General features: G+C 55.6%; 23 protein-coding genes. 8 read left to right on the plus strand and 15 right to left on the minus strand.

What is annotated here, in order from left to right; translation table 11 throughout:
• Positions 1–88 precede the first annotated feature (88 nt).
• Together Q8Q07_08275 and Q8Q07_08280 are read left to right on the plus strand one after the other, a co-directional pair.
• On the plus strand, positions 89–376 hold the full coding sequence (locus tag Q8Q07_08275; GenBank protein ID MDP3880278.1) for a GIY-YIG nuclease family protein: 288 nt from the start codon (positions 89–91) through the stop codon (positions 374–376).
• 179 nt (positions 377–555) lie between these two features.
• Complete coding sequence (locus Q8Q07_08280) at positions 556–3,234, plus strand: valine--tRNA ligase (protein ID MDP3880279.1); 2,679 nt, start codon at positions 556–558, stop codon at positions 3,232–3,234.
• 244 nt (positions 3,235–3,478) lie between these two features.
• Here the strand turns inward: Q8Q07_08280 and Q8Q07_08285 are convergent, their stop codons facing one another.
• The 8 genes from Q8Q07_08285 to glyA all read right to left on the minus strand — a co-directional run bounded on the left by Q8Q07_08285 (position 3,479) and on the right by glyA (position 10,597).
• The gene (locus Q8Q07_08285; GenBank protein ID MDP3880280.1) at positions 3,479–4,222 is read right to left on the minus strand and encodes a hypothetical protein; all 744 of its coding nucleotides are present in this window, start codon (positions 4,220–4,222) and stop codon (positions 3,479–3,481) included.
• Positions 4,219–4,494 carry a hypothetical protein gene (locus Q8Q07_08290; protein MDP3880281.1) on the minus strand — a complete coding sequence of 92 codons (276 nt, stop codon included), beginning with the start codon at positions 4,492–4,494 and terminating at the stop codon, positions 4,219–4,221. Before Q8Q07_08290 ends, Q8Q07_08285 begins: the two co-directional genes overlap by 4 nt.
• Positions 4,495–4,562: 68 nt before the next feature.
• A complete protein-coding gene (locus tag Q8Q07_08295) occupies positions 4,563–5,012 on the minus strand; it encodes a type II toxin-antitoxin system VapC family toxin (GenBank protein ID MDP3880282.1) in 450 nt (149 codons plus the stop codon).
• Entirely contained in the window at positions 4,981–5,325 is a 345-nt protein-coding gene (locus Q8Q07_08300) for a helix-turn-helix domain-containing protein (GenBank protein MDP3880283.1), read from the minus strand. The genes Q8Q07_08295 and Q8Q07_08300 overlap by 32 nt, the downstream gene beginning before the upstream one ends.
• 76 nt (positions 5,326–5,401) lie before the next feature.
• On the minus strand, positions 5,402–8,119 hold the full coding sequence (gene secA, locus Q8Q07_08305; GenBank protein MDP3880284.1) for a preprotein translocase subunit SecA: 2,718 nt from the start codon (positions 8,117–8,119) through the stop codon (positions 5,402–5,404).
• The gene (locus tag Q8Q07_08310) at positions 8,119–8,325 is read right to left on the minus strand and encodes a DUF2007 domain-containing protein (GenBank protein MDP3880285.1); all 207 of its coding nucleotides are present in this window, start codon (positions 8,323–8,325) and stop codon (positions 8,119–8,121) included. The genes secA and Q8Q07_08310 overlap by 1 nt, the downstream gene beginning before the upstream one ends.
• Positions 8,326–8,346: 21 nt before the next feature.
• On the minus strand, positions 8,347–9,285 hold the full coding sequence (locus Q8Q07_08315) for a ribose-phosphate pyrophosphokinase (protein ID MDP3880286.1): 939 nt from the start codon (positions 9,283–9,285) through the stop codon (positions 8,347–8,349).
• 67 nt (positions 9,286–9,352) lie between these two features.
• The gene (gene glyA / locus Q8Q07_08320) at positions 9,353–10,597 is read right to left on the minus strand and encodes a serine hydroxymethyltransferase (protein ID MDP3880287.1); all 1,245 of its coding nucleotides are present in this window, start codon (positions 10,595–10,597) and stop codon (positions 9,353–9,355) included.
• Positions 10,598–10,856: 259 nt separating this feature from the next.
• On the opposite strand from glyA, the gene Q8Q07_08325 reads away from it, so the two are divergent.
• From Q8Q07_08325 to Q8Q07_08345, 5 genes are all read left to right on the plus strand, one after another.
• Positions 10,857–11,465, plus strand: a complete 609-nt coding sequence (locus Q8Q07_08325; protein MDP3880288.1) for a uracil-DNA glycosylase — start codon at positions 10,857–10,859, stop codon at positions 11,463–11,465.
• Positions 11,466–11,544: 79 nt separating this feature from the next.
• Entirely contained in the window at positions 11,545–13,200 is a 1,656-nt protein-coding gene (locus Q8Q07_08330) for a ribonuclease J (GenBank protein ID MDP3880289.1), read from the plus strand.
• Positions 13,201–13,230: 30 nt separating this feature from the next.
• A complete protein-coding gene (locus Q8Q07_08335) occupies positions 13,231–15,477 on the plus strand; it encodes a DNA translocase FtsK (protein ID MDP3880290.1) in 2,247 nt (748 codons plus the stop codon).
• Between the two features lie 221 nt (positions 15,478–15,698).
• Positions 15,699–16,013 (plus strand): type II toxin-antitoxin system RelE/ParE family toxin, encoded by a 315-nt coding sequence (locus Q8Q07_08340; GenBank protein ID MDP3880291.1) that lies wholly within the window; start codon positions 15,699–15,701, stop codon positions 16,011–16,013.
• Between the two features lie 10 nt (positions 16,014–16,023).
• A complete protein-coding gene (locus tag Q8Q07_08345) occupies positions 16,024–16,308 on the plus strand; it encodes a type II toxin-antitoxin system Phd/YefM family antitoxin (protein ID MDP3880292.1) in 285 nt (94 codons plus the stop codon).
• Between the two features lie 90 nt (positions 16,309–16,398).
• Here Q8Q07_08345 and Q8Q07_08350 read toward each other — a convergent pair whose 3' ends face one another.
• The 3 genes from Q8Q07_08350 to Q8Q07_08360 are packed head-to-tail and all read right to left on the minus strand — an operon-like array spanning position 16,399 to position 19,012.
• On the minus strand, positions 16,399–16,539 hold the full coding sequence (locus Q8Q07_08350; protein MDP3880293.1) for a hypothetical protein: 141 nt from the start codon (positions 16,537–16,539) through the stop codon (positions 16,399–16,401).
• Positions 16,529–18,520 carry an excinuclease ABC subunit UvrB gene (gene uvrB / locus Q8Q07_08355; GenBank protein ID MDP3880294.1) on the minus strand — a complete coding sequence of 664 codons (1,992 nt, stop codon included), beginning with the start codon at positions 18,518–18,520 and terminating at the stop codon, positions 16,529–16,531. Before uvrB ends, Q8Q07_08350 begins: the two co-directional genes overlap by 11 nt.
• A 6-nt stretch (positions 18,521–18,526) precedes the next feature.
• Complete coding sequence (locus Q8Q07_08360) at positions 18,527–19,012, minus strand: redoxin domain-containing protein (protein ID MDP3880295.1); 486 nt, start codon at positions 19,010–19,012, stop codon at positions 18,527–18,529.
• A 235-nt stretch (positions 19,013–19,247) separates the two neighbouring features.
• On the opposite strand from Q8Q07_08360, the gene Q8Q07_08365 reads away from it, so the two are divergent.
• The gene (locus Q8Q07_08365) at positions 19,248–19,976 is read left to right on the plus strand and encodes a pseudouridine synthase (GenBank protein MDP3880296.1); all 729 of its coding nucleotides are present in this window, start codon (positions 19,248–19,250) and stop codon (positions 19,974–19,976) included.
• 395 nt (positions 19,977–20,371) lie between these two features.
• Here the strand turns inward: Q8Q07_08365 and Q8Q07_08370 are convergent, their stop codons facing one another.
• The 4 genes from Q8Q07_08370 to Q8Q07_08385 all read right to left on the minus strand — a co-directional run.
• The gene (locus Q8Q07_08370; protein MDP3880297.1) at positions 20,372–21,121 is read right to left on the minus strand and encodes a hypothetical protein; all 750 of its coding nucleotides are present in this window, start codon (positions 21,119–21,121) and stop codon (positions 20,372–20,374) included.
• 3 nt (positions 21,122–21,124) lie between these two features.
• Complete coding sequence (locus tag Q8Q07_08375) at positions 21,125–21,580, minus strand: DUF296 domain-containing protein (GenBank protein MDP3880298.1); 456 nt, start codon at positions 21,578–21,580, stop codon at positions 21,125–21,127.
• 17 nt (positions 21,581–21,597) lie between these two features.
• A complete protein-coding gene (ruvA, locus tag Q8Q07_08380) occupies positions 21,598–22,179 on the minus strand; it encodes a Holliday junction branch migration protein RuvA (protein ID MDP3880299.1) in 582 nt (193 codons plus the stop codon).
• A gap of 34 nt (positions 22,180–22,213) precedes the next feature.
• Positions 22,214–22,574: crossover junction endodeoxyribonuclease RuvC (locus Q8Q07_08385; GenBank protein ID MDP3880300.1), on the minus strand; the 361-nt coding region annotated here is incomplete at its 5' end.

A 22,574-nucleotide genomic window follows, 5' to 3' on the forward strand; every position in this document is an offset into this window, starting at 1 on the left:
GTATTAAAAATAGGTCGTTTGTGGCTTACTTAACGTGAGAAGAGGCACGGGTTAGATTCCCGCTTTCACGGGAATGACAATTATGTAAATGAGTTCGTTTTACGTTTATATCCTGACCAACACTAAGGATGGCACTCTGTACACTGGTATTACCAATAACCTCATTAGAAGGGTTTATGAACATAAGAGCGATGAAATCGAAGGCTTCACTAAAAAGTATAAGACTAACAAATTGGTATATTTTGAAGAAACCCCAGATGTGCAAAGCGCTATCACTAGAGAAAAACGAATTAAGAAATGGCGCCGCTCTTGGAAAATAGAGCTTATTGAAACGAATAATCCTCAATGGCGAGATTTGTATTATGATATTATTTGATGTAGATTCCCGCTTTCGCGGGAATGACAATAGAAAAACAGGAATGACAATAGAAAAACAGGAATGACAATAGAAAAGCGGGAATGACAGTTGAAAAACAGGAACGACAGTTGAAAAACGAGGATGATGGACTAAAGGACGGTCTTTCACAGTTCAGGATTCAATAGAGAAAGGAAATTATGGCGGAAGAAGCAAACACAAGAGACGAAATGCCCAAGGCTTACGAGCCGGGCAAGACCGAGCAGAAATGGTACCGGTTCTGGCTGGATAAGGGCTACTTCACTCCCAGAATAGACCCTGACAAAAAGCCCTTTGTCATTATCATGCCCCTGCCTAACGTTACTGGCGGACTGCATGTGGGCCATGCCCTGACGGATACCATGGAAGACATCATGACCCGCTGGCATCGTATGATGGGCGAGCCGACCCTGTGGCTGCCCGGGCTTGACCATGCCGGTATCGCCACCCAGGTAGTGGTGGAACGCAAGCTGGCGGCGGAGGGGCTTGACCGGCACCGGCTGGGCCGGGAAAAGTTCCGGGAAAGAGTCTGGCAGTGGGCGGAGGAATGCCGCCAGACCATTACCCGGCAGCACCAGAGACTGGGCGCCTCCTGCGACTGGAGCCGGGAGCAGTTTACCCTGGACGAGAAACCCAGCCGGGCGGTACGCACCGCTTTTGTCCGCCTTTATGAGAAGGGCTTGATTTACCGCGGAGAGCGCATCATCAACTGGTGCCCCCGCTGCGCCACCGCCCTCTCCGACCTGGAGACAGACCATAAAGAGCTTACCGGTCATCTTTACTATGTGCGCTACCCGGTAGCCGGCAGCGATGACTTCATTACCGTGGCTACCACCCGCCCGGAGACCATCCTCGGGGATACCGCCGTGGCCGTTAATCCCGGCGATGAGCGTTTCAAAGATATGGTGGGCAAGAAAGTTATCCTGCCCGCGGTCAACCGGGAGATACCTATCATCGCTGATGAGGCGGTTGACCCCGCTTTTGGTACCGGCGCCGTCAAAATCACTCCCGCCCACGACCCCGTGGACTTTGAGGTTGCCCAGCGCCAGGGGCTGCCCCTGATTAACATCCTGAACCCGGACGCCACCATGAATGAGAACGCCGGGCCCTATGCCGGGCTGGACCGCTTTGCCTGCCGCGAAAAAATACTGGCTGACCTGGAAAAGGACGGGCTCCTGGTCAGGATTGAGCCTTACGGTCACTCGGTGGGACACTGCCTGCGCTGCCAGACGGTCATCGAGCCGATTGCCAGTAAGCAGTGGTTCATCAATACCAGACCCCTGGCGCAGCCGGCGATTGATGCCGTCGCCGATGGACGTATCAACATTGTGCCCGCCCGCTTCACCCGCGTCTATTTCAACTGGATGGAGAATATCCGCGACTGGTGTATCAGCCGTCAGCTCTGGTGGGGACACCGCATCCCGGTGTGGTACTGCGCCGACTGCGATGAGATTACGGTGGCCGTTGATGAGCCTAAGGTCTGCGGTCACTGCGGCTCGGCGAAGATAGAGCAGGACCCTGATGTTCTCGATACCTGGTTCAGCTCGGCACTGTGGACGCACTCCACCCTGGGCTGGCCTGACGACACTGAAGAGATGCGCTACTTCTACCCGACCTCGGTGATGGAGACGGGCTATGATATCCTCTTCTTCTGGGTAGCCCGGATGATCATGATGGGGCTGGAGGATACCGGGGATATTCCCTTCCGGACCGTTTACCTGCACGGCCTGATTCGGGACGAGCGGGGAGAGAAGATGAGCAAGGTCAGGGGCAATGTCCTCGACCCCATTGATACCCTGGAGCAATACGGCACCGATGCCCTGCGTTTTGCCCTGTCCACCGGTACGGCGCCGGGCAATGACAGCAAATTGACCCAGACCCGCCTCGAGGCTGGCCGTAACTTTGCTAACAAGCTCTGGAATGCCACCCGTTTTGTGGTCAGGAGCATCGAAACAGGGCAGGTGGGGCGGAAAATCGGGTGGGACGCGCTCCGCACGGAAGACCACTGGATTCTGAGTCGGCTCAGCCGTACCGTCTCCGGCGTAACCGCATTGATGGAGGACTTCCAGTTCGGTGAGGCACAGCGGCAGCTCTACGATTTCCTCTGGAGTGAGTTCTGCGACTGGTATATCGAGCTGGCCAAGGTGCGCCTGCGTTCCGGCGGGGACGGAGCGCCGTCACCGGTTACGGTGCTGGTCTATGTCCTGGAGACCTCGCTGCGCCTGCTGCACCCCTATATGCCCTTCGTCACCGAGGAGCTCTGGCAGCACCTCAGGCGTCATCTGTCTGCGGAGTGGCAGGCTGCCGAATCGATAATGATAGCCCCTTACCCTGAGGCGGATAGTAATGCGTTGAACCCCGAGGCGGAAGAGGTCATGGAAACGGTTATTGAAATCGTCCGTTCTATCCGTAATGCCCGGGTGCAGAACAAGGTAGAGAGCGGCCGCTGGATTGAGGCGCAGATTTACGGCGGTACGCTTACTTCAGCAATTGCTCCTTACTCTGAGGCTATTGAGACGCTGGCACGGGCCAGGCCGGTAAACTTCCTGGATAGCCGAAGGGAAGGCCATGTGGCAGAAAATACCGTGGTGATGGTACTCAAAGAGGTGGAAGTGGTTATCCCCCTGGCCAGCATGATTGACCTGGATGCGGAGAAGCAGCGGCTGGAGAAGGAGATAGAAGGAAGCCGGGAAGAGGTTGCCCGCCTTGAAGCCCGGCTCAACGACCCGCTCTTTCGGTCCAGGGCGCCGGAGGCGGTGGTCAATAAAGAGCGGGACAAGCTGGCGGTGGTCAGGGATAAGGTAGAAAGGTTGCAGCAACAGCTTGCCGGGCTGGGCTAGTGCTTGGTTGCGTAAATCATTGTACATAATAGTCCGCTTGTCCTGAGCCTGTCGAAGGGCGAGCCGATGGTTCGACAGGCTCACCATGAACGGTTCGCATGATAACACCTATTATTGCAACCAAGCACTAGTGCTTTACTTTCGAAAATACCGGTACAAGTATTTGTCTCTTCTCCCTTGACGGGAGAAGGGCACAAAAATGGTGACTTGATACGGATTAGCGGGGTTTGGAGAAGTCCCAGTCTTACGGCGCTGATGCTATATCGATGCAGCCCATGTTGAAATCGGGTTTCTCCGGTTTCCGGGAAAGACCGTTGCGTTTTAGCCAGTCGAGCGCCTTCCTGGTATCGCTGGCAACCCGAGCCCGGTCGCACTGCTTGAGCCGGTACTTGAAGAGCCAGTAGGCGAACTCTTTGATCTCGGTCAGGCTGGTAGAGCCGGTCTGGGGGTAGTCCCTGTCTTTCCTGAACCGCCGGAACAGAATGGTCTCAGTGGCGCCGTAGACCCGCCGGTAAGCCTCATTGGTGGTGTCCGGCGCTTTGTAGCTGCCGGAAGCCCGTTTCTCTTTACGTACCTCTTCCTGCACCGCCAGTATCAGGGCTTCCTCAACGGTGATACCGTAAAAGTAGTTGAGGTACTGGCGGTACCTGGTACTGCCGATAAGCTCTTTGAATTCAATTTCGGACAGGTCAAAGGGGGGCTTATTGTAAAAGAGGAGGGCAATCTTTTCGTCGTCGGGCAGCAAATCGTCTACCGCCTGGCAGAGGCGCTCGGCGAGCAGCAGCCAGTCGAAGGCTTCCCCGGCGATGAGATAGCGGTAGTTGCGGCCGTCAACGGTCTCTTCAGTGGTATCCCACTGCCCGATAGTCTCCAGCAGGGCGGGGTACCAGTGCTGCCCTCCGGCGATTGCCTGCTCCAGTTGCCTTATTGACCGGGCATTGGTTGAAGAAGCCAGACCGGTCTCTGGAGGTCTTTCATGGGTAATCATTTTTCATTTTCCGCGACTTCCATCTTCAGTTTATCATAATACTGGATATGTCCGGTAGTGACCAGCTCGGTAATCTTTTTGGTGATGGCTTCTCCCACCCCCGGTATTTCCTTGAGTCTGCCCTCCCGTGCCAGCTGCTCCACGTCCACTGAAAGCTGCTTAATCGAGCGCGCCGCCTTCTGGTATGCCCGTATCTTGAAGATGTTGTCCTTTTTCCGGGTGAGCAGGGCAGCGATGTCATCAAAGAGGGCGGCGATTTCAGTGTTGTTCACTGTATTCTCTTACCTTCCGTGGCAGTGCTTGTATTTCTTGCCGCTGCCGCAGGGGCAGGGGTCGTTGCTCAGTCGTTTCTCTTGTTGTATTCTCCTACCCATCTTATCCGGGCTGGTTTATCTGGCAAAGAATTGACCAGCTTTCTATCAGTTGTCCACAGTTCGCAGTCCTCAAGCTCAGCTACAGCCAAGTATTGCATATCATAGCATACCGGTAGATTGTAGTCCCTGGCCAGTTGCCAGGCCTTACGGTAGACCTCCGGCCAGTCAATAATCCGAATCGGGATGTCAAGGCAGATTGAGAAGGCTTCCTCGCCTTCTTCGGGCAGCATTCGTTTGAAGTAGACCTGCTGTCTGATTGCTGATGTCACTTCGGCGTGAAAAAGAGCCGGAGCCAGCATCTGGACGCCCCTTTCTCTCCAGTCCTGCCTCAAGGCATTGGCTATCGGGGTGTGCTCTTCCCATGACAGCCAGGCAACCGCCAGGCTAGCGTCCACGCAGACGTTGTTCGAGTTCATTCATTCGTTCCTCACGCATCCTGCGGACTTGTTCAGCAGCGTTAAATGGCTTGACACCTCTGGTTCTCATCCTTTCTTGAAGAGCTATGGCTCTTTCCAGAAAATCGGGTCTGGGTCTGGCTTCATATCCCCGGATGGCCGTCTCCCGGCAATAGCTGGCAAGGTCAGCCCTCTTGATGAAAAGCTGATTACCCAGTTTCTGTGCGGGCAGTTTGCCGCTCCATATCCACCGGCGAATGGTCTCCATGTTCCGATGGCAAGTCTTTGCCGCTTCCCTGACGCCAATCAATTCATCGTTTGTCCCGGTAGTCATATCCTCTCCGTTGATGTAGTAGTCTACATCAACATAATAAAGGAGTTATCGTGGTTTGTCAACCTGGCTATAGCAGTTACCTTCCGTGGCAGTGCTTGTATTTCTTGCCGCTGCCGCAGGGGCAGGGGTCGTTGCGGCCAACCTTTCTACCTCCCGCCTTGACCGGCTGTTGGCGGGGTTTGCCCGCCCCGCCGACTACCTGCGTCATGATGGAAGGCGCCGGTCTTTGCGCTTCCTGCCGTACCAGTCCCACGTGGTAGATGGTGTGGGTCACGTCATGGCGTATCGTGTCCAGCAGTACCTGGAACTGCTGGTAGCCCAGGTTCTTGTAAGCGTCCACCGACTTCACCTGCCGCAGCGTTTGCCAGCCTGCCTCCAGGCGTATATGTTCCATGGTGGTCAGGTGTTCCACCCAGAGGCTGTCAATGGTGCGCAGCATCACCAGCCGTTCCAGCATCCTCATGTTCTCCGTGCCTATTTCCTGCTCCCGCTGCTCGTACAGCGTTTCCGCTTGCTCGGTGATTCTTTCTTCAACCTGTTTTGGCGCGAGTGATGAGAGCGTATCGGCGTTAAGCTCCGTCGGCAGCGGCATTATGGTGGCGATATCCGCCATCAGGCCGGCGGTATCCAGGCTACTGTCATAGTCGTTGTGGCTATGGGTGGCTACCATGCCGGCTATTTCTTCTTTAATCATCGACAAGATGTTGGTTTTAAGGTCGGCCCCGCTCAGTATCTTGCGTCGCTCGGTATAGATAAGCTCGCGCTGCTGGTTGACCACATCGTCATACTCCACCAGGTGCTTGCGGACGTCGAAGTGATAGCCTTCCACTCTGGTCTGAGCGCCTTCAATAGTCCGGTTGACCAGTTTATTCTCAATGGGGGTATTCTCATCCATACCGGCCCATTCCATGATGCCCTTGATGCGGTCACCGCCGAAGCGCTTGACAATGTCATCCTCCAGGGATACGTAGAAACGGGTGCTTCCCGGGTCGCCCTGCCGTCCGGCACGGCCGCGGAGCTGGTTATCAATGCGCCGGGCTTCATGGCGCTCGGTGCCCAGGATAAAGAGTCCACCCAGGGCGATCACCTTCTCATGCGGCTGCTGCCACTCCTTTTCATCTCCCCCTTCCGGGCTGCCGCCGAGCACGATGTCAACGCCGCGCCCGGCCATGTTGGTGGCTACGGTTACCGCTCCCGGCCGTCCTGCCTGGGCGATAATAGCCGCTTCCCGCTCATGGTACTTGGCATTAAGTACCTGGTGCAGTATTCCCTTCCTCTTCAGCAGGTCACTGAGTACTTCCGATTTTTCAATAGATACCGTACCGATGAGCACCGGCCGTTTTTCCTGGTAGAGTTCCTCCACCTCATTGACCACCGCCTTGAATTTGGACTTCTCATCTTTGTAAATGCGGTCGGGGAAGTCCTGGCGTATCATCGGCTTGTTAGTCAGGATGACCACCACCTCAAGCTTGTATATCTTGTAGAACTCCTCAGCCTCGGTGAGGGCGGTGCCGGTCATGCCCGCCAGCTTGCTGTACATCCGGAAGTAGTTCTGGAAGGTGATGGTGGCAAAGGTCACGCTTTCTCTCTGGACATTTACCCTTTCCTTAGCCTCGATCGCCTGGTGTAGCCCCTCCGAGTAGCGGCGTCCGGGCATGAGCCGTCCGGTGAACTCGTCAACGATGATAACCTCGCCGTCCTTGACGACATACTGCTGGTCTTTGTGGTAGAGCGCATGTGCGGTCATCGCCTGGCGGAAGACAGAAAGGATATCGTTACGCATTTTTGCTTCTTCGAAGGACAGTGGTTTTTGTTCCTCGCCGCCCTCGCCACCAAAGAGGTCCTCGGATTTCATGCGGAAGGCCCTGGCCAGCTTCTCCTGGCCGTGCGCCGTGGCTTTAATGTGACGCTCCTTCTCGTAGGCGATGTAGTCATACTCCTCTTCGAGTCTGGCGGCTTCTTCCTTCTCCTCGGGGCTGAATGGCTCGTGCGCCAGGGTCTTCAGTCTCATACGGCTCACGGCCTCATTGACGGCGACGTATGTCTGTCCGGCTTCCTCAGCCTGACCGCTGATTATCAGCGGTGTACGCGCTTCGTCAATCAGGATGTTGTCCACCTCATCAACAATGGCATAGTTCAGCGAGCGCTGGACGCACTGCGTCAGGTCGACCACCATATTGTCCCGCAGGTAATCGAAACCGAACTCATTGTTGGTACCGTAGGTAATGTCCGCCGCGTAAGCTTCCCGGCGTGATACGGGACGCAGGTAGCTCCAGCGCTGGTCTTCTGCCTCATAGTCCGGGTCATAGATGAAGGCGGCTTCGTGCTGGATGCTGGCCGTGGTAATGCCCAGGGCATGGTAGATTGGCCCCATCCAGTGGTGGTCCCGCTTGGCCAGGTAATCATTAACCGTGACCAGGTGGCAGCCCTGACCGCTCAGGGCATTAAGGTAAAGGGGCAGGGTGGCCACCAGTGTCTTACCCTCACCGGTCTTCATCTCGGCGATCTTGCCCTGGTGCAGGACGATGCCGCCCATTAGCTGGACGTCGAAATGGCGCTGATGTATTGTCCGCCTGGCGGCTTCACGCACGGCGGCAAAGGCTTCCGGCAGCAGTTCATCAAGGGTAGCGCCGGATTCAAGCCGGGCTTGAAATTCCCCGGTCCTGGCCTTGAGTTCGGCGTCACTGAGTCCGGTAAACTCCGTCTCCAGCGAATTTATACTGTCGACTATCGGCTGTAGCCGCTTCAAAACTTTCTCATTAGAATCGACGAGTCCACCCAACCACTTAAACACTACTTCTCCTCCACAATCAATCTTTTAGCTTCATCGGCCAGGGAATCTTCGACCATAACATCAACCCGCCCCAGCCCGTCAACGGCAAAGACGTGAACCGAGGGTGCCGCATTTGACTTCAGGAAGCAGGTGATTCCATTGCTTTCCAGCAATCCCTTGATAATCTGGGCTTCGCCTTCACTTCGTGCCTGATATACGCTTTTCATCTTGCCAGGTCTGTCCACAGCTTACTCGAACAAAGCTCCTATTGATTGCCCGCTGTGGATGCGATAGATGGCTTCTCCGAGCAGCGGGGCCATGGACAGTACCGTAATATTGGCCAGCCTCTTGTTTTCCGGGAGGGGGACAGTATCGGTAACTATTACCTCTTTTACCGGGCATGAAGCTATCCTCTGGACGGCCGGGCCGGAGAATATCGGGTGGGTACAGCAGGCGTATACCTCCTTCGCCCCGCGCTTCAGCAGGGTTTGAACGGTATTTACCAGGGAGCCGGCGGTATCTATTTCATCATCCACGGTAAGGGCTATTTTATCCTTCACATCCCCGATGACATTAAGCGTTTCCGTATGGTCGTTATTACCTATCCGTCTCTTTTCCATAATTGCCAGCGGGGCGTTGAGCTTGGCGGCCAGGTCCCGCGCCCGTTTGGTAATACCGATATCAGTAGCTACCACCACCAGGTCTCTAATATTCTTCTTCTTGAAATAATCACTGAACAGGTACAGGGCAGTAAGTTCGTCAACGGGTATATTAAAGAACCCCTGAATCTGCGCCGCGTGCAGGTCTACCGTCAGCAGGCGGTTAGCCCCGGCTACGGTGAGCATGTCCGCAATCAACCTGGCGGTTATCGGAACACGGGGCTGGTCTTTCTTGTCAGTACGGGCGTAGCCATAATAGGGGACCACGGCGGTAATGCGTCCGGCGGAGGCTCTCTTCAGCGCATCAAGCATGATTAACAGTTCAACCAGGTTCTTATTTACCGGAGAGCACATGGGCTGAATGACGAAGGTATCCCGTTCTCGGACATTTTCCAGAATACGGACAAAGATGTTCTCATTACTGAACTCAAAGACCTCGCACTTGCCCAGTGGCAGTCCCAGATATTCGGTAACCGCCTCGGCCAGGGCGGGGTGGGCATTGCCGGTGAATACTTTCAACTCGTCCATTAATCTCAGTTCCCTTTCTCTTTATGTTTGTCATTTGGTGCAGACGGCTTCTCCGGTTCACCGTCAATCAGAAATCAATACCGGGTACCGGGAAGCGTGAACACAGTTCCGTGACTTCCTGCCGTATCTGTTTTTCAATATCCGGGTTCCCGGCGTTATTAATCATTTTGATAATCGCGGAGGCAATGAATCTCATTTCCTCTCTGCCGAAGCCGCGGCTGGTCACCGCCGGCGTACCCAGTCTGATGCCACTGGTGGCGATTGCGGGACGCGGGTCGAAGGGGATAGTATTCCGGTTGATCACAATGCCGGCTCTACCCAGAGTTTCCTCTGCTTCTCTACCGCTGATGCCCGTCTGCGTGAGGTCGGCCAGGACCATGTGGGTATCCGTCCCGTCTGACACCAGGCGCAGCCCGAGGCGTTTCAACTCGCTGGCCAGTACCAGCGCGTTATCCAGCGTGGCGCCCTGATAATCAAAAAATCCGGGTTGCATTGCCTCCCGGAAAGCCACCGCTTTAGCGGCAACGGCGTGCATCAAGGGCCCCCCTTGCATCTCCGGAAAGACCGCCGCATCTATCGCCGGGGCTAACTCACGCTTGCACAGGATGAACCCGCCCCGCGGACCGCGCAGCGTCTTGTGAGTGGTTGAAGTAACTATATCGGCGTAGGGTACCGGAGTAGGGTGCAGTCCCACCGCTACCATCCCGGCGATGTGGGCCATGTCAACTACCAGCTTAGCCCCGACAAGGTCAGCGACATGACGGAAGCGCTCAAAATCAATAATCCGGGGATAAGCGCTGGCTCCCACCATAATCACCCTGGGTTTGTGCTCCAGAGCCAGTTTTTCCATCTCCGGGTAGTTGATTCTTTCCGTTTCCCGGCTGACTCCGTAGATAATGAAATTGTATGATTTACCGGAGAAGCTCACTTTATCACCGTGGGTGAGGTGGCCGCCGTGGGCCAGTCTCATACCCATAACCGTGTCACCGTACTCCAGCAGAGCATAGTAAGCAGCCATATTAGCCTGTGCCCCGCTGTGCGGCTGGACATTAGCATGCTCGGCGTGGAAGAGCTCTTTTGTCCGCTCAATGGCCAGGGTTTCTATCCTGTCCATATTCTCGCAGCCGCCGTAGTAGCGTCGCTGAGGATAGCCCTCGGCGTATTTGTTGGTCAGAAACGATCCTTGAGCTTCAAGCACCGCCTGGCTGGCGTAATTCTCCGAAGCGATAAGGTTAATCGTCTCCCTTTGCCGTTTTGCCTCCATACTGAGAGCCTGACTGATTTCCGGGTCTCTTTGACTTAAGTAGCTCATTTCCCCTCCTTTTTGAAGTCTACAACTGTGCCCCGATACTGTCAATAATTTTTAATGGTTATTTTATTAAAGGAAAGATTCTATAAAGTGGATTGCCCTGCCCCAAATAATTTAACAATAATGATGATCATCAGGGCTAAGGTAGCGCTGCAAAGGTAAATTTTACCTTTCTAAATTGACTTGACATATCACCTTTGTTATCATACAGGCAAAGGGAGTTGGATTTACGGCTCTCTTATTTTAAGATAACCGGGATTAAATGTCAGCACTGAGTGAACTTAATAAAGAAATCGCGCTTTGCCAGCGATGTGAGATAGCCAAGTACCGGACCCGGGCGGTGCCCGGGGAAGGGGCGGAGGATGCGGAGATAATGTTTATCGGTGAGGCGCCGGGCTGGCATGAAGACCAGCAGGGGCGTCCTTTCGTCGGCCCGGCAGGGCAGTACCTTGATGAATTGCTGGCCCTGGCTAATTTGAAGCGTGAGCAGGTCTATATTACCAATGTGATTAAGACCCGTCCCCCGGGAAACCGTGACCCGTTGCCGGTGGAGATCAGTAACTGCCGGCAGTGGCTGGAACGCCAGATTGAGTTAATCCGTCCCAAAATGATTGTGACTCTGGGCCGTTTCTCGATGGCGATGTTTTTTCCCGGTAAGACCATCAGTAAAATTCATGGCACCGCTCAGAAGCGGGATGGTGTGGTCTACTATGCGATGTATCATCCGGCGGCGGCCCTGCATCAGGGCGGTTTGCGTGCGGTGATTGAGACTGATATGCGTAAGATTCCGGCGCTCCTGGACGAAACGAAAAACATGACCGAGGTCAGGATTGAGCTGCCGCCAGAGCAGCTAAAGATGTTTGATGCCTGAGACTGTTTATAATAGCAGCCTGACTGCATTTGGAATTCGAGTTGATAGTTACACTATTGGGGAGGTTTTAGTTTAGAAGATGCCCAGGTCAAAACTGAAGATAATTCCTCTCGGCGGTTTGAGCGAAATCGGCAAGAACATGATGGCGATGGAGTATGAAGATGACATCATCGTTATCGATGCCGGGCTGATGTTCCCCGAGGAAGAAATGCTGGGTATTGACCTGGTAATCCCTGATATCAGCTACCTGCTGGAGAACCGGGACAAGATAAGAGGTATTGTAATTACCCACGGGCATGAAGACCATATCGGCGCCCTCCCGTATCTGCTCCCCCAGCTTAATGTGCCGGTCTATGCCACCAAGCTGGCCAGGGGACTCATCTCAGTCAGGCTTAAGGAGAGAAAGGCGCTTGCCGGGGCGACTCTAACGCTGGTGCCGTTTAACACTAAAGTTACGCTGGGTAAATTCGCGGTAGAGTTCTTCCCGGTTTGTCACAGCATCCCTGATTCAGCCGGTCTGATCATACAGACCCCGGTTGGCACAGTAGTCCATAGCGGCGATTTTAAGCTTGACTACACCCCGGTTGGTGGTAAACCGACGGCTCTATCCCGGCTGGCGCAACTGGGTGCGCAGGGGGTCCTGCTGCTGCTCTCTGATTCCACCTATGCCGAGATGCCCGGTTATACGCCATCGGAAAAAATTGTCGGTGAAACCCTGGACCGGGTTATCGCTGAGGCGCCGGGGAGAGTGATTATCGCCACCTTTTCCTCCCTGATTTCACGTATTCAGCAGGTGATTGATGCGGCGGCTAAACACCAGCGTCGTGTCTTCATCGTCGGGCGGAGCATGAGCGATACGTCTAACATGGCGCTGGAGCTTGGGTTTCTGCAGGCGCCTGACGGCGTGCTGGGCCGGCTGGACGAAATGCGCGGCTTACCTCAAAACAAGATTGTCCTGCTTACTACGGGCAGCCAGGGAGAGCCTACGTCAGCGCTGGTACGTATGGCGAACCGTGACCACCGCCAGGTACATATTATGCGGGGTGATACGGTGGTAATTTCAGCAACGCCTATCCCGGGCAATGAAGCGGTGGTCAACAGGACCGTGGATAGCCTCTTCAAGCAGGGGGCGGAGGTACTATATCACAAGGTAGCCCAGGTTCATGTCCACGGTCATGCCAGCCAGGAGGAACTGAAACTGCTGATGGACCTGGTTAAACCGAAATTTTTCATGCCCATTCATGGTGAGTACCGTCACCTGAGTCTTCATGCGAAGCTGGCCCAGTCAATGGGTATTCCAGAAGGTAATATCTTCGTTCTGGAAGATGGTGATATACTGGAGCTTAACCAGCAGTCGGGCAAGATAAACGGCAAAGTCAGCTCAGGTAATGTCTATGTCGATGGTCTTAGTGTGGGGGATATCGGCAGCGTCGTTCTGCGGGACAGGAGGATGCTTTCCAAGGATGGCATTGTCCTGGTGATTATCGCGGTTAACCGGCAGACCGGTAAGCTGATGGGACGTCCTGATGTTGTGTCGAGGGGTTTTGTTGAGAACAGGGAATCCATAGTGCTGGATGAAAGCCGTGACCTGGTCGCCCGTGTGCTGGACCATGGTGGCGACCGTCCTTCCGACTGGGGCTTTATCAATACTAAGGTCAGGGATACACTGAACAAGTTTTATTATGAGCAGACCAGGCGCCGTCCGATGGTGCTCCCCTTTATCGTACAGATATGATTTCGGGTTGTCTGGTTTACCGGGGGTCGTATGTCCAGGAACAAGATTAATAGCCGGATTAAGTCCAGAGGCAAGGCACGGCGCAGTCCATGGCGAGGATTATTCCGCATTGTGCTGGCGCCGGTGCGCTACTGGCCACTTACCATCCTTATTGCCGTTGCAGCATTGCTATACTGGCAGTGGGGAAACATTGTTTTCTGGGGTGGCGGTCTTGTGGCCAACGTCCTCGCTTTTGTGGCAAATACCCTGAGAATGTTTGGCTGGGGGCTGCTCCTGATAGCGGCTGTCATGCTGACACTAATCGGGGTGGTGCGTTGGGGTAAAGCGTCCTCATTTGTCCGCTATGGCAATCGCTGGCTGGGCGTAGTGGTACTGGCTCTGGCTGCCTGGGGTATACTGGCTTTTTTTAATCTGGGGGGCAGCTTCGGCATGGATATTCTCGGTATCAGGGCCCCCGGTTTTCTCAGTATCCTGGTAGCAGTCCTGCGCGTGCTGGGGTTAGTTGTCCTGGGTGTTATTCTGATAGCTCCCCGGGCTTCTCTGCGTCTGTTAAAAAGGTTTATTTCCCGGGTGGGTAATCAACTGAAAAGGCATCCTGTTCCCAGGCTGGCCCGTACATCGAAAGGAGTAGTATCTCCGGTGACCGCAGTGCCCCCGGTTGCCACCTCCAAAGCTGTGCCGGTAGCGTCAAACCTGGAGAGAGAACCGGAAAAGAAAGCGGTATCCTCGGCGGCTGCGGTGGCGGCTTCATTCCAGCGGGAGTTGAAGCAGGTGGCCCAGGAAGTGTGGAAGAAGTACGGCGAATCGCCGGACAGGGTGGATGTAGATGGCTGGCAGCTACCGCCGATTGATATCCTGGATACGTCACCGGAAGTCCAGTTCAGTCAGGCGGATAACGTACAGCGCGCCCGGCTTATCGAAGAAGCCCTGGGCAGCTACGGCGTTGAGGCCAGGGTGGTGCAGATAAACGCCGGGCCCACCGTTACCCAGTTTGGCGTTGAGCCGGGCTGGGACCGCAAGGTAAAAGAGGTCAGGGAAAAGGACAAAGATGGCAATGTCAGAATCAGGCAGGAGGAAATTTCCAAGACCAGGGTCAAGGTGGAAAGAATAAACTCGCTGGCTAATGACCTGGCCCTGGCGCTGGCCGCGCCCAGCATCCGGATTGAAGCCCCGGTACCCGGCAAAGCGGTGGTGGGAATTGAAGTGCCCAATACCGTTTCCAGTATGGTCAGCCTGCGCGGGGTGATCGAGACCAGCGTGTTCCAGAAAATGGAAGCCAAGTCCAAGCTGAGCCTGGCGCTGGGTAAGGGGGCCGGGGGTGAGGCGGTGGCGGCTGACCTGACGAAGATGCCGCACCTGCTCATCGCCGGGGCTACCGGCAGCGGCAAGACGGTCTGTCTGAATGCCATTGTCAGCTGCCTGCTTCTCTATAACACGCCTAATGATGTCCGCTTTATTATGATTGACCCCAAGCGGGTAGAGCTGGTGATGTTCAACGGTATCCCCCACCTGATTAACCCGGTCATCGTTGATGCCGATAAAGCCCTGGACGCCCTGCGCTGGCTCAGCCAGGAGATGAATGATCGCTACCAGACGCTGGCCAAGGCCGCTGTCCGCAATATTGAGACCTATAATAAGAACCGGCAGGGCGACCAGAAAATGCCCTACCTGGTGCTGATTATCGATGAGCTGGCTGACCTGATGATGCTGGGAGGTGATGAGGTGGAGCATATCCTGTGCCGTTTAGCCCAGCTTTCCCGGGCGGTGGGTATTCACCTGGTGGTGGCGACGCAGCGTCCCTCCGTGGACGTGGTTACCGGACTGATTAAAGCCAATTTCCCCACCCGTATCAGCTTTGCCGTTACCTCCCAGGTAGACTCGCGTACTATCCTTGACAGCGGCGGCGCCGAGAAATTGCTGGGCAAGGGGGACATGCTCTATCTACCCACCGAGGCCGGGAAACCCAAGCGCCTCCAGGGGTGCTACGTTTCTGATGCCGAGGCGGAGCGGCTGGTCTACCTCTGGGGAAACCAGCGGCGGGAAGGGGCGGCTGCGCTGAAAGTGACCGATCTGGTACCGCTCCAGGCTGCCAGCCGCAAAGACGAGGATGAAGACCCGATACTGAAAGCCGCCCGCCAGCTTGCCCGGGAACACAGCCGGATATCAGCGTCCTTCTTGCAGCGGCGTTTACGCATCGGCTATCCCCGCGCCGCCCGCATCATCGACCAGCTTGAGGAGGAGAAGGCGATGGAGGAGGGGGGAGGGGAGGAGCTATAACCAAGAGTCAGGGGTTCGAGTCCAGCGCCGCCCAATTCTATTTCCGAGCACTTTTTGAGCTACCAAAGCTAGCGCTTTCAACTACAACAGTACTATCGTTATTGAACTTCAGTCTTATCCAAATCGTTAGGAAACTAAAAGGTGATTTTGTTTCTCAGACTCCTTTCAGCCGGAGTTGACTATATGTACATTAATATGTACACTTATAGTAAAGGAGGACGGTGGCCTACCGGATTGAAATTACCCCGACTGCCCTAGAAGCGCTGGAGGCCATCACAGACCGGCGAACTCGCGGTGCTGTCGTCCGGCGTATAGACACTCTTACGGAAGAACCTGGAAAACTGGGAAAACCACTTCGAGGCTGGCTGGCAGGGTTCATGAGCATACGGGCTGCTGGGCAAAGGTACCGAGTTGTGTACAGAATTGACGATGAGGAGAAACGGGCGATAGTGTACATGGTCGATATACGCAAAGAAGGTAGCCGTCGGGATGTTTATGCCTTAGCCGAGCGACTCGTACAGCGGGGGTTGATATAGGAGGAAGGACATGACTATGACGAGGGAAACCAAAGAACTTACTACAGTTGATGCACGGCGGAAGCTGACGAAGCTGCCGGAGGAGTTGGGCGCAGAACCAGCTACCGTAGCGGTCACCCGAAGGGGAAAGCCGGTACTCGCAATTATGGCGTGGGAAGACTACGAAGCCATCCTGGAGAGTCTTGAGATACTCAGCGACGATGAGGCTGTGAAGCAACTCCGCCGTAGCATCAAAGAGGTTAAAGGGGGGAAGACAATCCCGTGGGAGAAGGCCAAGGCTCGACTGGGCGGGTAGTGCTGACGGATTTGGACTGAGGAAGGGGGCTATAATAAGAGTCAGGGGTTCGAGTCCAGCGCCGTACAGTCTACAAACTTTGTTAAGTCTTCACTTCCCCCGCAGCCTCTTCAGCACCGCGTCCATGTAGATTTTCGCCAGGTTCTTGCCGTGCTGGCGTATCTTCTCCCGCTTTTTCTGCTTCTTCTTTTCCCGGCGTTCCTGCCGGGTCTCCGTCCCGTTATCGGCCACCCTTTATCTCCGCGAAATCAAACTCTTTGCGCAGGTCGAAGATGCGGTCGCGCAGCAGCGCCGCCCTCTCGAAGTCGAGAGCTTTGGCAGCGGCCTTCATCTGCGATTCCAGTTCCTTAATCAGGCGGGCGATGTCCTCCCTGGCGATGGGCGCCGCCGTATAAGTTGCCTTGGTCTCGGCGACCACCTTGACACGCTCGGTGATGTCCTTGATGGCTTTCCTGATGCCCTGCGGGGTGATGCCGTGTTCCTGGTTATAAGCTTCCTGGATGCGGCGGCGGCGCTGGGTCTCGTCAATCGCCGCCTTCATTGAGCCGGTCATGGTATCGGCGTACATGATGACGTGCCCGTCAATGTGGCGGGAAGCTCGCCCCATGGTCTGTATCAGCGAGCCTACCGATCTCAAGAACCCCTCTTTGTCGGCGTCAAGGATGGCGACAAAGCTGACCTCGGGCAGGTCCAACCCCTCCCGCAACAGGTTGATGCCGACGACCACGTCATAGACGCCAAGGCGCAGGCTGCGCAGGATGTCCACCCTCTCCAGAGTATCAATCTCCGAGTGGAGGTAGTGGGTCTTGATGCCCAGCTCGATAAGGTAGTCGGCAAGCTCCTCCGCCATCCGCTTCGTCAGGGTGGTCACCAGGCAGCGCTCGCCCTTCGCCACCCGCTTCTGAATCTGGTCGATAAGGTCGTCGATCTGCCCCTTGGTGGGCTTGATTTCTACCGTAGGTTCGAGCAGGCCGGTGGGTCGTACCAGTTGCTCCACCACCTGCTGGCTGTGCTTGTATTCGTACGGCCCCGGCGTCGCCGAGGTATAGATGACCTGTTTGATGCGCTGCTCAAACTCGGCGAAGCTCAGCGGGCGGTTGTCCAGCGCCGAGGGCAGACGGAACCCGTAGTCCACCAGCGTCTGCTTGCGGGAGCGGTCGCCGTGGTACATACCGTTAAGCTGTGGGATGGTCATGTGCGATTCGTCCAGAATCAGCAGGAAATCGTCGGGGAAGTAATCGAGCAGTGTCCAGGGCGCACTGCCGGAGGCGCGCCCGGCTAAATGGCGGGAGTAGTTCTCCACTCCGGAACAGTAGCCGGCTTCCCGCAGCATTTCCAGGTCGTAGTTGGTGCGCTGCTCCAGGCGGGCGGCTTCGAGCACCTTTCCCTGCTCCTGCAATTCCTTGAGCCTATGGGCAAGCTCTTCCTGGATGCTGGTAATCGCTCTCTCCAGCTTCTCCGGCGAGGTGACGAAGTGCTTGGCGGGAAAGATGTCAACCGCGTTCATCTCGGAGAGTATCTCGCCGGTGAGCGGGTCGATCTGCACGATGCGCTCAATTTCGTCACCGAAGAACTCGATGCGCAGGGCCAGTTCCTCGTAGGCGGGCTGTATCTCCAGGGTATCGCCGCGGACGCGGAACTTGCCGCGGGTGAAGTCCATGTCATTACGCTCGTACTGCATATCCACCAGCCTGTGCAACAACCGGTAGCGGTTATAGCTTTCCCCCTTTTTCAGGTTGCAGACGAAGCTGTGATATTCCTCCGGTTCGCCCAGGCCGTAAATGCAGGAAACAGAGGCGACGATGACCACGTCGCGGTGCTCAAAAAGGGCGCGGGTGGCGGCGTGGCGCAGCTTGTCAATCTCGTCGTTGATGTCAACCTCCTTCTCGATGTAGAGGTCGGTGCGCGGCACGTAGGCTTCGGGCTGGTAGTAATCGTAATAGCTGACGAAATATTCCACGGCGTTGTTGGGGAAGAAGTCCTTGAACTCGGAGTAAAGCTGGGCCGCCAGCGTCTTGTTGTGGCTGATGACCAGGGTGGGACGCTGCACCCGGGCGATGGTGTTAGCCATGGCGAAGGTCTTGCCGCTGCCGGTCACGCCGAGCAGCGTCTGGTGCTTCAACCCCCCCCCCAGCCCCGCCACCAGCTTATCCACCGCCTGCGGCTGGTCGCCCATCATCCCGAAATCAGAGACTACTTCAAACGGTGGCATACTTTCTTAAGATTCCTCCCGGGACTTTTTCAGTTCCCCAATGACCTCATCGAGGTCAGGTAGCTGGCTAATCTCGTAGACTTTAACGAAGGCGACTTTGCCCTGCTCGTCGACGATGACGTTAGCCCGCTGGGAGAACCCCTCTTTCTCACGGAACAGGCCGTAGAGTTTCGCCACCTGTCCGTGAGGCCAGAAGTCGGCGAGGACGCGTGTCTCCTTGATGCCGAGGTCTTTAGCCCAGGCCTGCTTGGTGGGTACGGAATCGACGCTGATGCCGACAGCGACGGTGTTCAGCGAGTCGAAGTCCGACTTTCTGGCTTCGAGGTTCTGCATTTGTTTGGCGCATACCCCCGTCCAGGCCAGGGGATGAAAGGAGAGGAGCACCCGCTTGCCCCGTTGCCCCGCCAGGTTGAAGTCCTGACCGCGCTGGTCTTTGAGGGTGAAGTCCGGCGCCGTCTCTCCCGGCGATACTGGAGTTGTTCTTTCCGCCATGCTGTAGCCTCCTGGTGTTCTTTGTGTATTCTCTCTACAAACAGTATATCGCTTTTACTCTTCTGGCTTCAATTTTGCGCCAATTTCTGACGGTTCCTCTGGACAGTCCGGCGCGATGTTTACTGGTGTAATAGGATATAATAGGGTTAGTTTTGATTGTCCTGTGACCCTTCACTGCGTTCAGAGTGATATAATACGACGCGCTGTTAGCAAAACGAAAAGGGAGTTGGTAACTATGGCTTCCGAATCTCTGCTCAAGGTCTTGAGTGAGGCCGGTATCGCTTCCCGCCGGAAGCTGACCGAAGCCATCAAGCAGGGCAGGGTCACGGTCAACGGTCAGGTGGTGGACGGCTTCCGTTTTCCTGTTGACAGTGCCAGAGACCGTGTTGCTCTGGACGGGCGGGCTATCGGTTTTCAGACTCAGTCATCAGTCTACCTGCTGCTGAACAAGCCGGCGGGGGTGCTTTCCACCACCCATGATGAAAGAGGACGGAAGACGGTGTTGAGTCTGTTGCCCCCGAAGTACCGCCACCTCCGGCTGTACCCGGTGGGCAGGCTCGACCTCGACAGCACCGGACTGTTACTGCTGACCAATGACGGCGACCTTACCTACCACCTGACCCACCCCCGCTTTGAGCATGAGAAAGAGTACCTGGTGGCGATTGACGGCGGGCTGTCACCGGAGGAGAAACGGAAGCTGGAACAGGGTATTGAATTGGACGGAAAGCGGACGGCCCCCGCCACCGTCAGGGAGGTCAAAAACTTGCCGCCCTTTAACTACAGCATCACCCTGCATGAGGGCAGGAAAAGGCAGCTGCGGCGGATGCTGGCTGCCCTTGGCTACCGTGTCCAGCACCTGAAGCGGGTCAGGATGGGGAGCCTGGGGCTGGGGTCTCTCAGAGAGGGCGCGGTGCGGGAGCTTGATAAGCGGGAGGTCAGGGCGCTAACTGGTGGGAAACACTGAGTTTGTCTGTTCAGGATATTTAGTATCTACCTCACCCCCTGTGTGAGGTTGTCCGAAAAAGGCTTTTGTCATTGCGAGCGAAGCGTGGCAATCTGGGAGGTGATGGGGAACCCTTCCCGATACGGATTGCTTCGCCTTCCGACTTCGTCGGAATGGTCTCGCAATGACATTTTCTGACTGCCCAGGAATATGTAAGAGAGGCGGAGCCTCTCTTGGACTCTCCTTTGGGGGGGGGTAGAGCTTCTCCCTTTCGTAAAGAGCCTGCCCTAAAATTGTCATTCCGTGCTTGATACGGAATCCAGGCGGGGCGGTAATACTGGGTTCCCGCGTTTTTGGGCAGTCTCAGTGAGAGGGATTTTAAACTAAACCCGCCTTTATAAAAGGGGAGTGTGCCTTTACTGTAGAGGCTTCATACGTTTGCCCTCGACTCTCAAAGGGGTGGGCGGATGAATAACAGGAAAGTCGGGCTTGAAGAAATTAAGTGTATCAGTAACATAGAGCTTCAACTGCTTCAATGTATCTATGGAGACAACCTGCGTCCTGTCGTAGAAATGTATATCAATGGAGAAATCGGCTGGCACGTACATTTTTCTATCGAGTCTAATTGGTTCTGTGCTACCTGGATGAAGGGTTTGGATGTCTCGGACAACAGCATAGGATGCAGTAAGTCTTCTGTGTTTATCGGGGTCAGAGAGGTCTCTGATGAGCTTCGTCCATTGGCATCCATTATAAGGTTGCAAAAGCTCAATGTCTGCCCTATGTTTAGTGTTGACACCTTTGAGTCGATAATTCCTCTTACTCCTGAAACCATTTTTGCAATCCTCGATAAGAAATTGCGTATGGTCTACAATCGAGCCGGAATCGAAGTGTGCAAGCTCATAAACCAAATAGTCAAGAGCAGCCCTGAGATTGTAAATGATTTCACCAATCAAGATTTCAATGATAGAAGGGACAGGATGAGACGAGACTCCTTGGAGAGTGACTGGTTTCTGTCTACGCTCGACCTCCTTCAGCAAATCAAGATAGTTATTATCGACAGCGGTATCTATTGCGACCTGCCTGAAGCTGTTTATTCTACGCTTCAGATACGTCAAGTGCTTACTTGCCCGTTTAACCCGTTCATAAGCGCCATCCAATGGGTGCATATGCTATAATCCCCCTCCCTCCACCTCCAGCAGCTTAAAACCGCTGGCTTTATCGGGGAGGCGGGTGGCTTTGACGCCGGTGATTTCGTACAGGATGGCTTCGGCTACCAGCCAGGTGGAGACGCCGTAGCGCAGGCAGCCGGTCATGGTGTTGCCGGAGCGTCCCAGGGCGGCGTGGATGTGCAGTACCGGCTGGCCGGTGTCATCGGGGGCGAGCACGCCCACCCCGGCCACCTCGTGGGCGCCGTCAACGGGCAGCAGCACCGGCTCCGGCGGCATTTCATCTGACCGGCGCGGCCCGACGACCACCTGCCCCCGGTCAACATCCCCCACCAGGATGACGTGCCTGGTGGTTATTCCCTTCTCCCGGGCAAAGCGCTCGATGCAGTCGGGTATAATATCGCCGTCTTCGAGGCGAATCACAAAGACCCGTCCAATCTTGCCTTCGGATGCTTTCATCAGCGGCCTCCTGAGGTTTACTTTCCCCCGAAATACCCCAGCGCCAGCTTTACTTTCTCTTCCAGGCTGAGCTCGGAGGCGGGCAGGGTGGCAACCGCCCGGACGGCTTCCGTCACGGAATAGCCCAGGGAGGTCAGCACTGCCAGGACATCACTGTTCTCCCGGGCGAGGTGAGCGGTCGGCGCGGTTATCAGGGCGGCGCCTATCTTGTCTTTAAGCTCAAGGATGATACGTTCCGCCGTCCTTTTACCGATTCCCGGTACCACCGTCAGCAGCTCGGCGCTACCGCCGGCAATGGCCATGCTCGCCTGTTCCACGCTCATCGTGGAGAGCACCGCCAGCGCGAGCCGGGGCCCCAGTCCGGAAACGCCAATCAGGATATGAAACAGTTCCCGTTCCTCGGTGCTGGCAAAACCGTAAAGGGCGACGTTGTCCTCTCTCAATACCAGGTGGGTGTGAAGGTGTACTGCTGTGCCGGTATTGCCCAGTGTACTCAGTGTGGAAGCAGGCATATATACCTGAAAACCTACCCCGTTAACGTTGATTATCCCCCCGTCGACTCCCACCGTTTCCAATATGCCGTGCAAGCTGGCTATCATCTCTGCTCCCTTCGGCTTCGCTCAGGATAAACCTTCATGATTGCTCCGCCAGCAGGCGGTTCAGGCGTATCTCACCGAGGTGGCAGAGGGCTACCGCCAGGGCGTCAGCCGCATCGTTTGGTTCCGGGATCCTGTCCAGCCCCAGTTGCAGCCTGACCATCTCCTGGATTTGTTCCTTGGAGCTGGCGCCGTAGTTGGCTACCCGCTGCTTTATCTGGGCCGGGGTGTATTCAAAGGACGGGACTTCCCGATTAGCCGCTGCCAGGATAGCTATTGCCTGTGCCCGGCCGATGGCCAGCGCCGACCTGACATTTTTAGCCAGGAATGGTTGCTCCACGGCAACCACGTCCGGCCGGTAAGTCGTGATGATATCCGTGAGCCGGTGGTAGAGATAA

The organism is Dehalococcoidales bacterium (assembly GCA_030698765.1).
In the GTDB taxonomy this organism is placed as follows: domain Bacteria; phylum Chloroflexota; class Dehalococcoidia; order Dehalococcoidales; family UBA2162; genus JAUYMF01.

Coding starts and splice junctions, on each gene's coding strand:
- Q8Q07_08280 (MDP3880279.1), top strand. CDS start 556: ATGGCGGAAGAAGCAAACACAAGAGACGAAATGCCCAAGGCTTACGAG.
- Q8Q07_08345 (MDP3880292.1), top strand. CDS start 16,024: ATGACTATGACGAGGGAAACCAAAGAACTTACTACAGTTGATGCACGG.
- Q8Q07_08300 (MDP3880283.1), bottom strand. CDS start 5,325: ATGACTACCGGGACAAACGATGAATTGATTGGCGTCAGGGAAGCGGCA.
- Q8Q07_08335 (MDP3880290.1), top strand. CDS start 13,231: ATGTCCAGGAACAAGATTAATAGCCGGATTAAGTCCAGAGGCAAGGCA.
- Q8Q07_08375 (MDP3880298.1), bottom strand. CDS start 21,580: ATGAAAGCATCCGAAGGCAAGATTGGACGGGTCTTTGTGATTCGCCTC.
- uvrB (MDP3880294.1), bottom strand. CDS start 18,520: ATGCCACCGTTTGAAGTAGTCTCTGATTTCGGGATGATGGGCGACCAG.
- Q8Q07_08365 (MDP3880296.1), top strand. CDS start 19,248: ATGGCTTCCGAATCTCTGCTCAAGGTCTTGAGTGAGGCCGGTATCGCT.
- Q8Q07_08360 (MDP3880295.1), bottom strand. CDS start 19,012: ATGGCGGAAAGAACAACTCCAGTATCGCCGGGAGAGACGGCGCCGGAC.
- ruvA (MDP3880299.1), bottom strand. CDS start 22,179: ATGATAGCCAGCTTGCACGGCATATTGGAAACGGTGGGAGTCGACGGG.
- Q8Q07_08310 (MDP3880285.1), bottom strand. CDS start 8,325: ATGAAAAGCGTATATCAGGCACGAAGTGAAGGCGAAGCCCAGATTATC.
- Q8Q07_08275 (MDP3880278.1), top strand. CDS start 89: ATGAGTTCGTTTTACGTTTATATCCTGACCAACACTAAGGATGGCACT.
- Q8Q07_08325 (MDP3880288.1), top strand. CDS start 10,857: ATGTCAGCACTGAGTGAACTTAATAAAGAAATCGCGCTTTGCCAGCGA.
- Q8Q07_08330 (MDP3880289.1), top strand. CDS start 11,545: ATGCCCAGGTCAAAACTGAAGATAATTCCTCTCGGCGGTTTGAGCGAA.
- glyA (MDP3880287.1), bottom strand. CDS start 10,597: ATGAGCTACTTAAGTCAAAGAGACCCGGAAATCAGTCAGGCTCTCAGT.
- Q8Q07_08295 (MDP3880282.1), bottom strand. CDS start 5,012: ATGAACTCGAACAACGTCTGCGTGGACGCTAGCCTGGCGGTTGCCTGG.
- Q8Q07_08370 (MDP3880297.1), bottom strand. CDS start 21,121: ATGCACCCATTGGATGGCGCTTATGAACGGGTTAAACGGGCAAGTAAG.
- Q8Q07_08285 (MDP3880280.1), bottom strand. CDS start 4,222: ATGATTACCCATGAAAGACCTCCAGAGACCGGTCTGGCTTCTTCAACC.
- Q8Q07_08315 (MDP3880286.1), bottom strand. CDS start 9,285: ATGGACGAGTTGAAAGTATTCACCGGCAATGCCCACCCCGCCCTGGCC.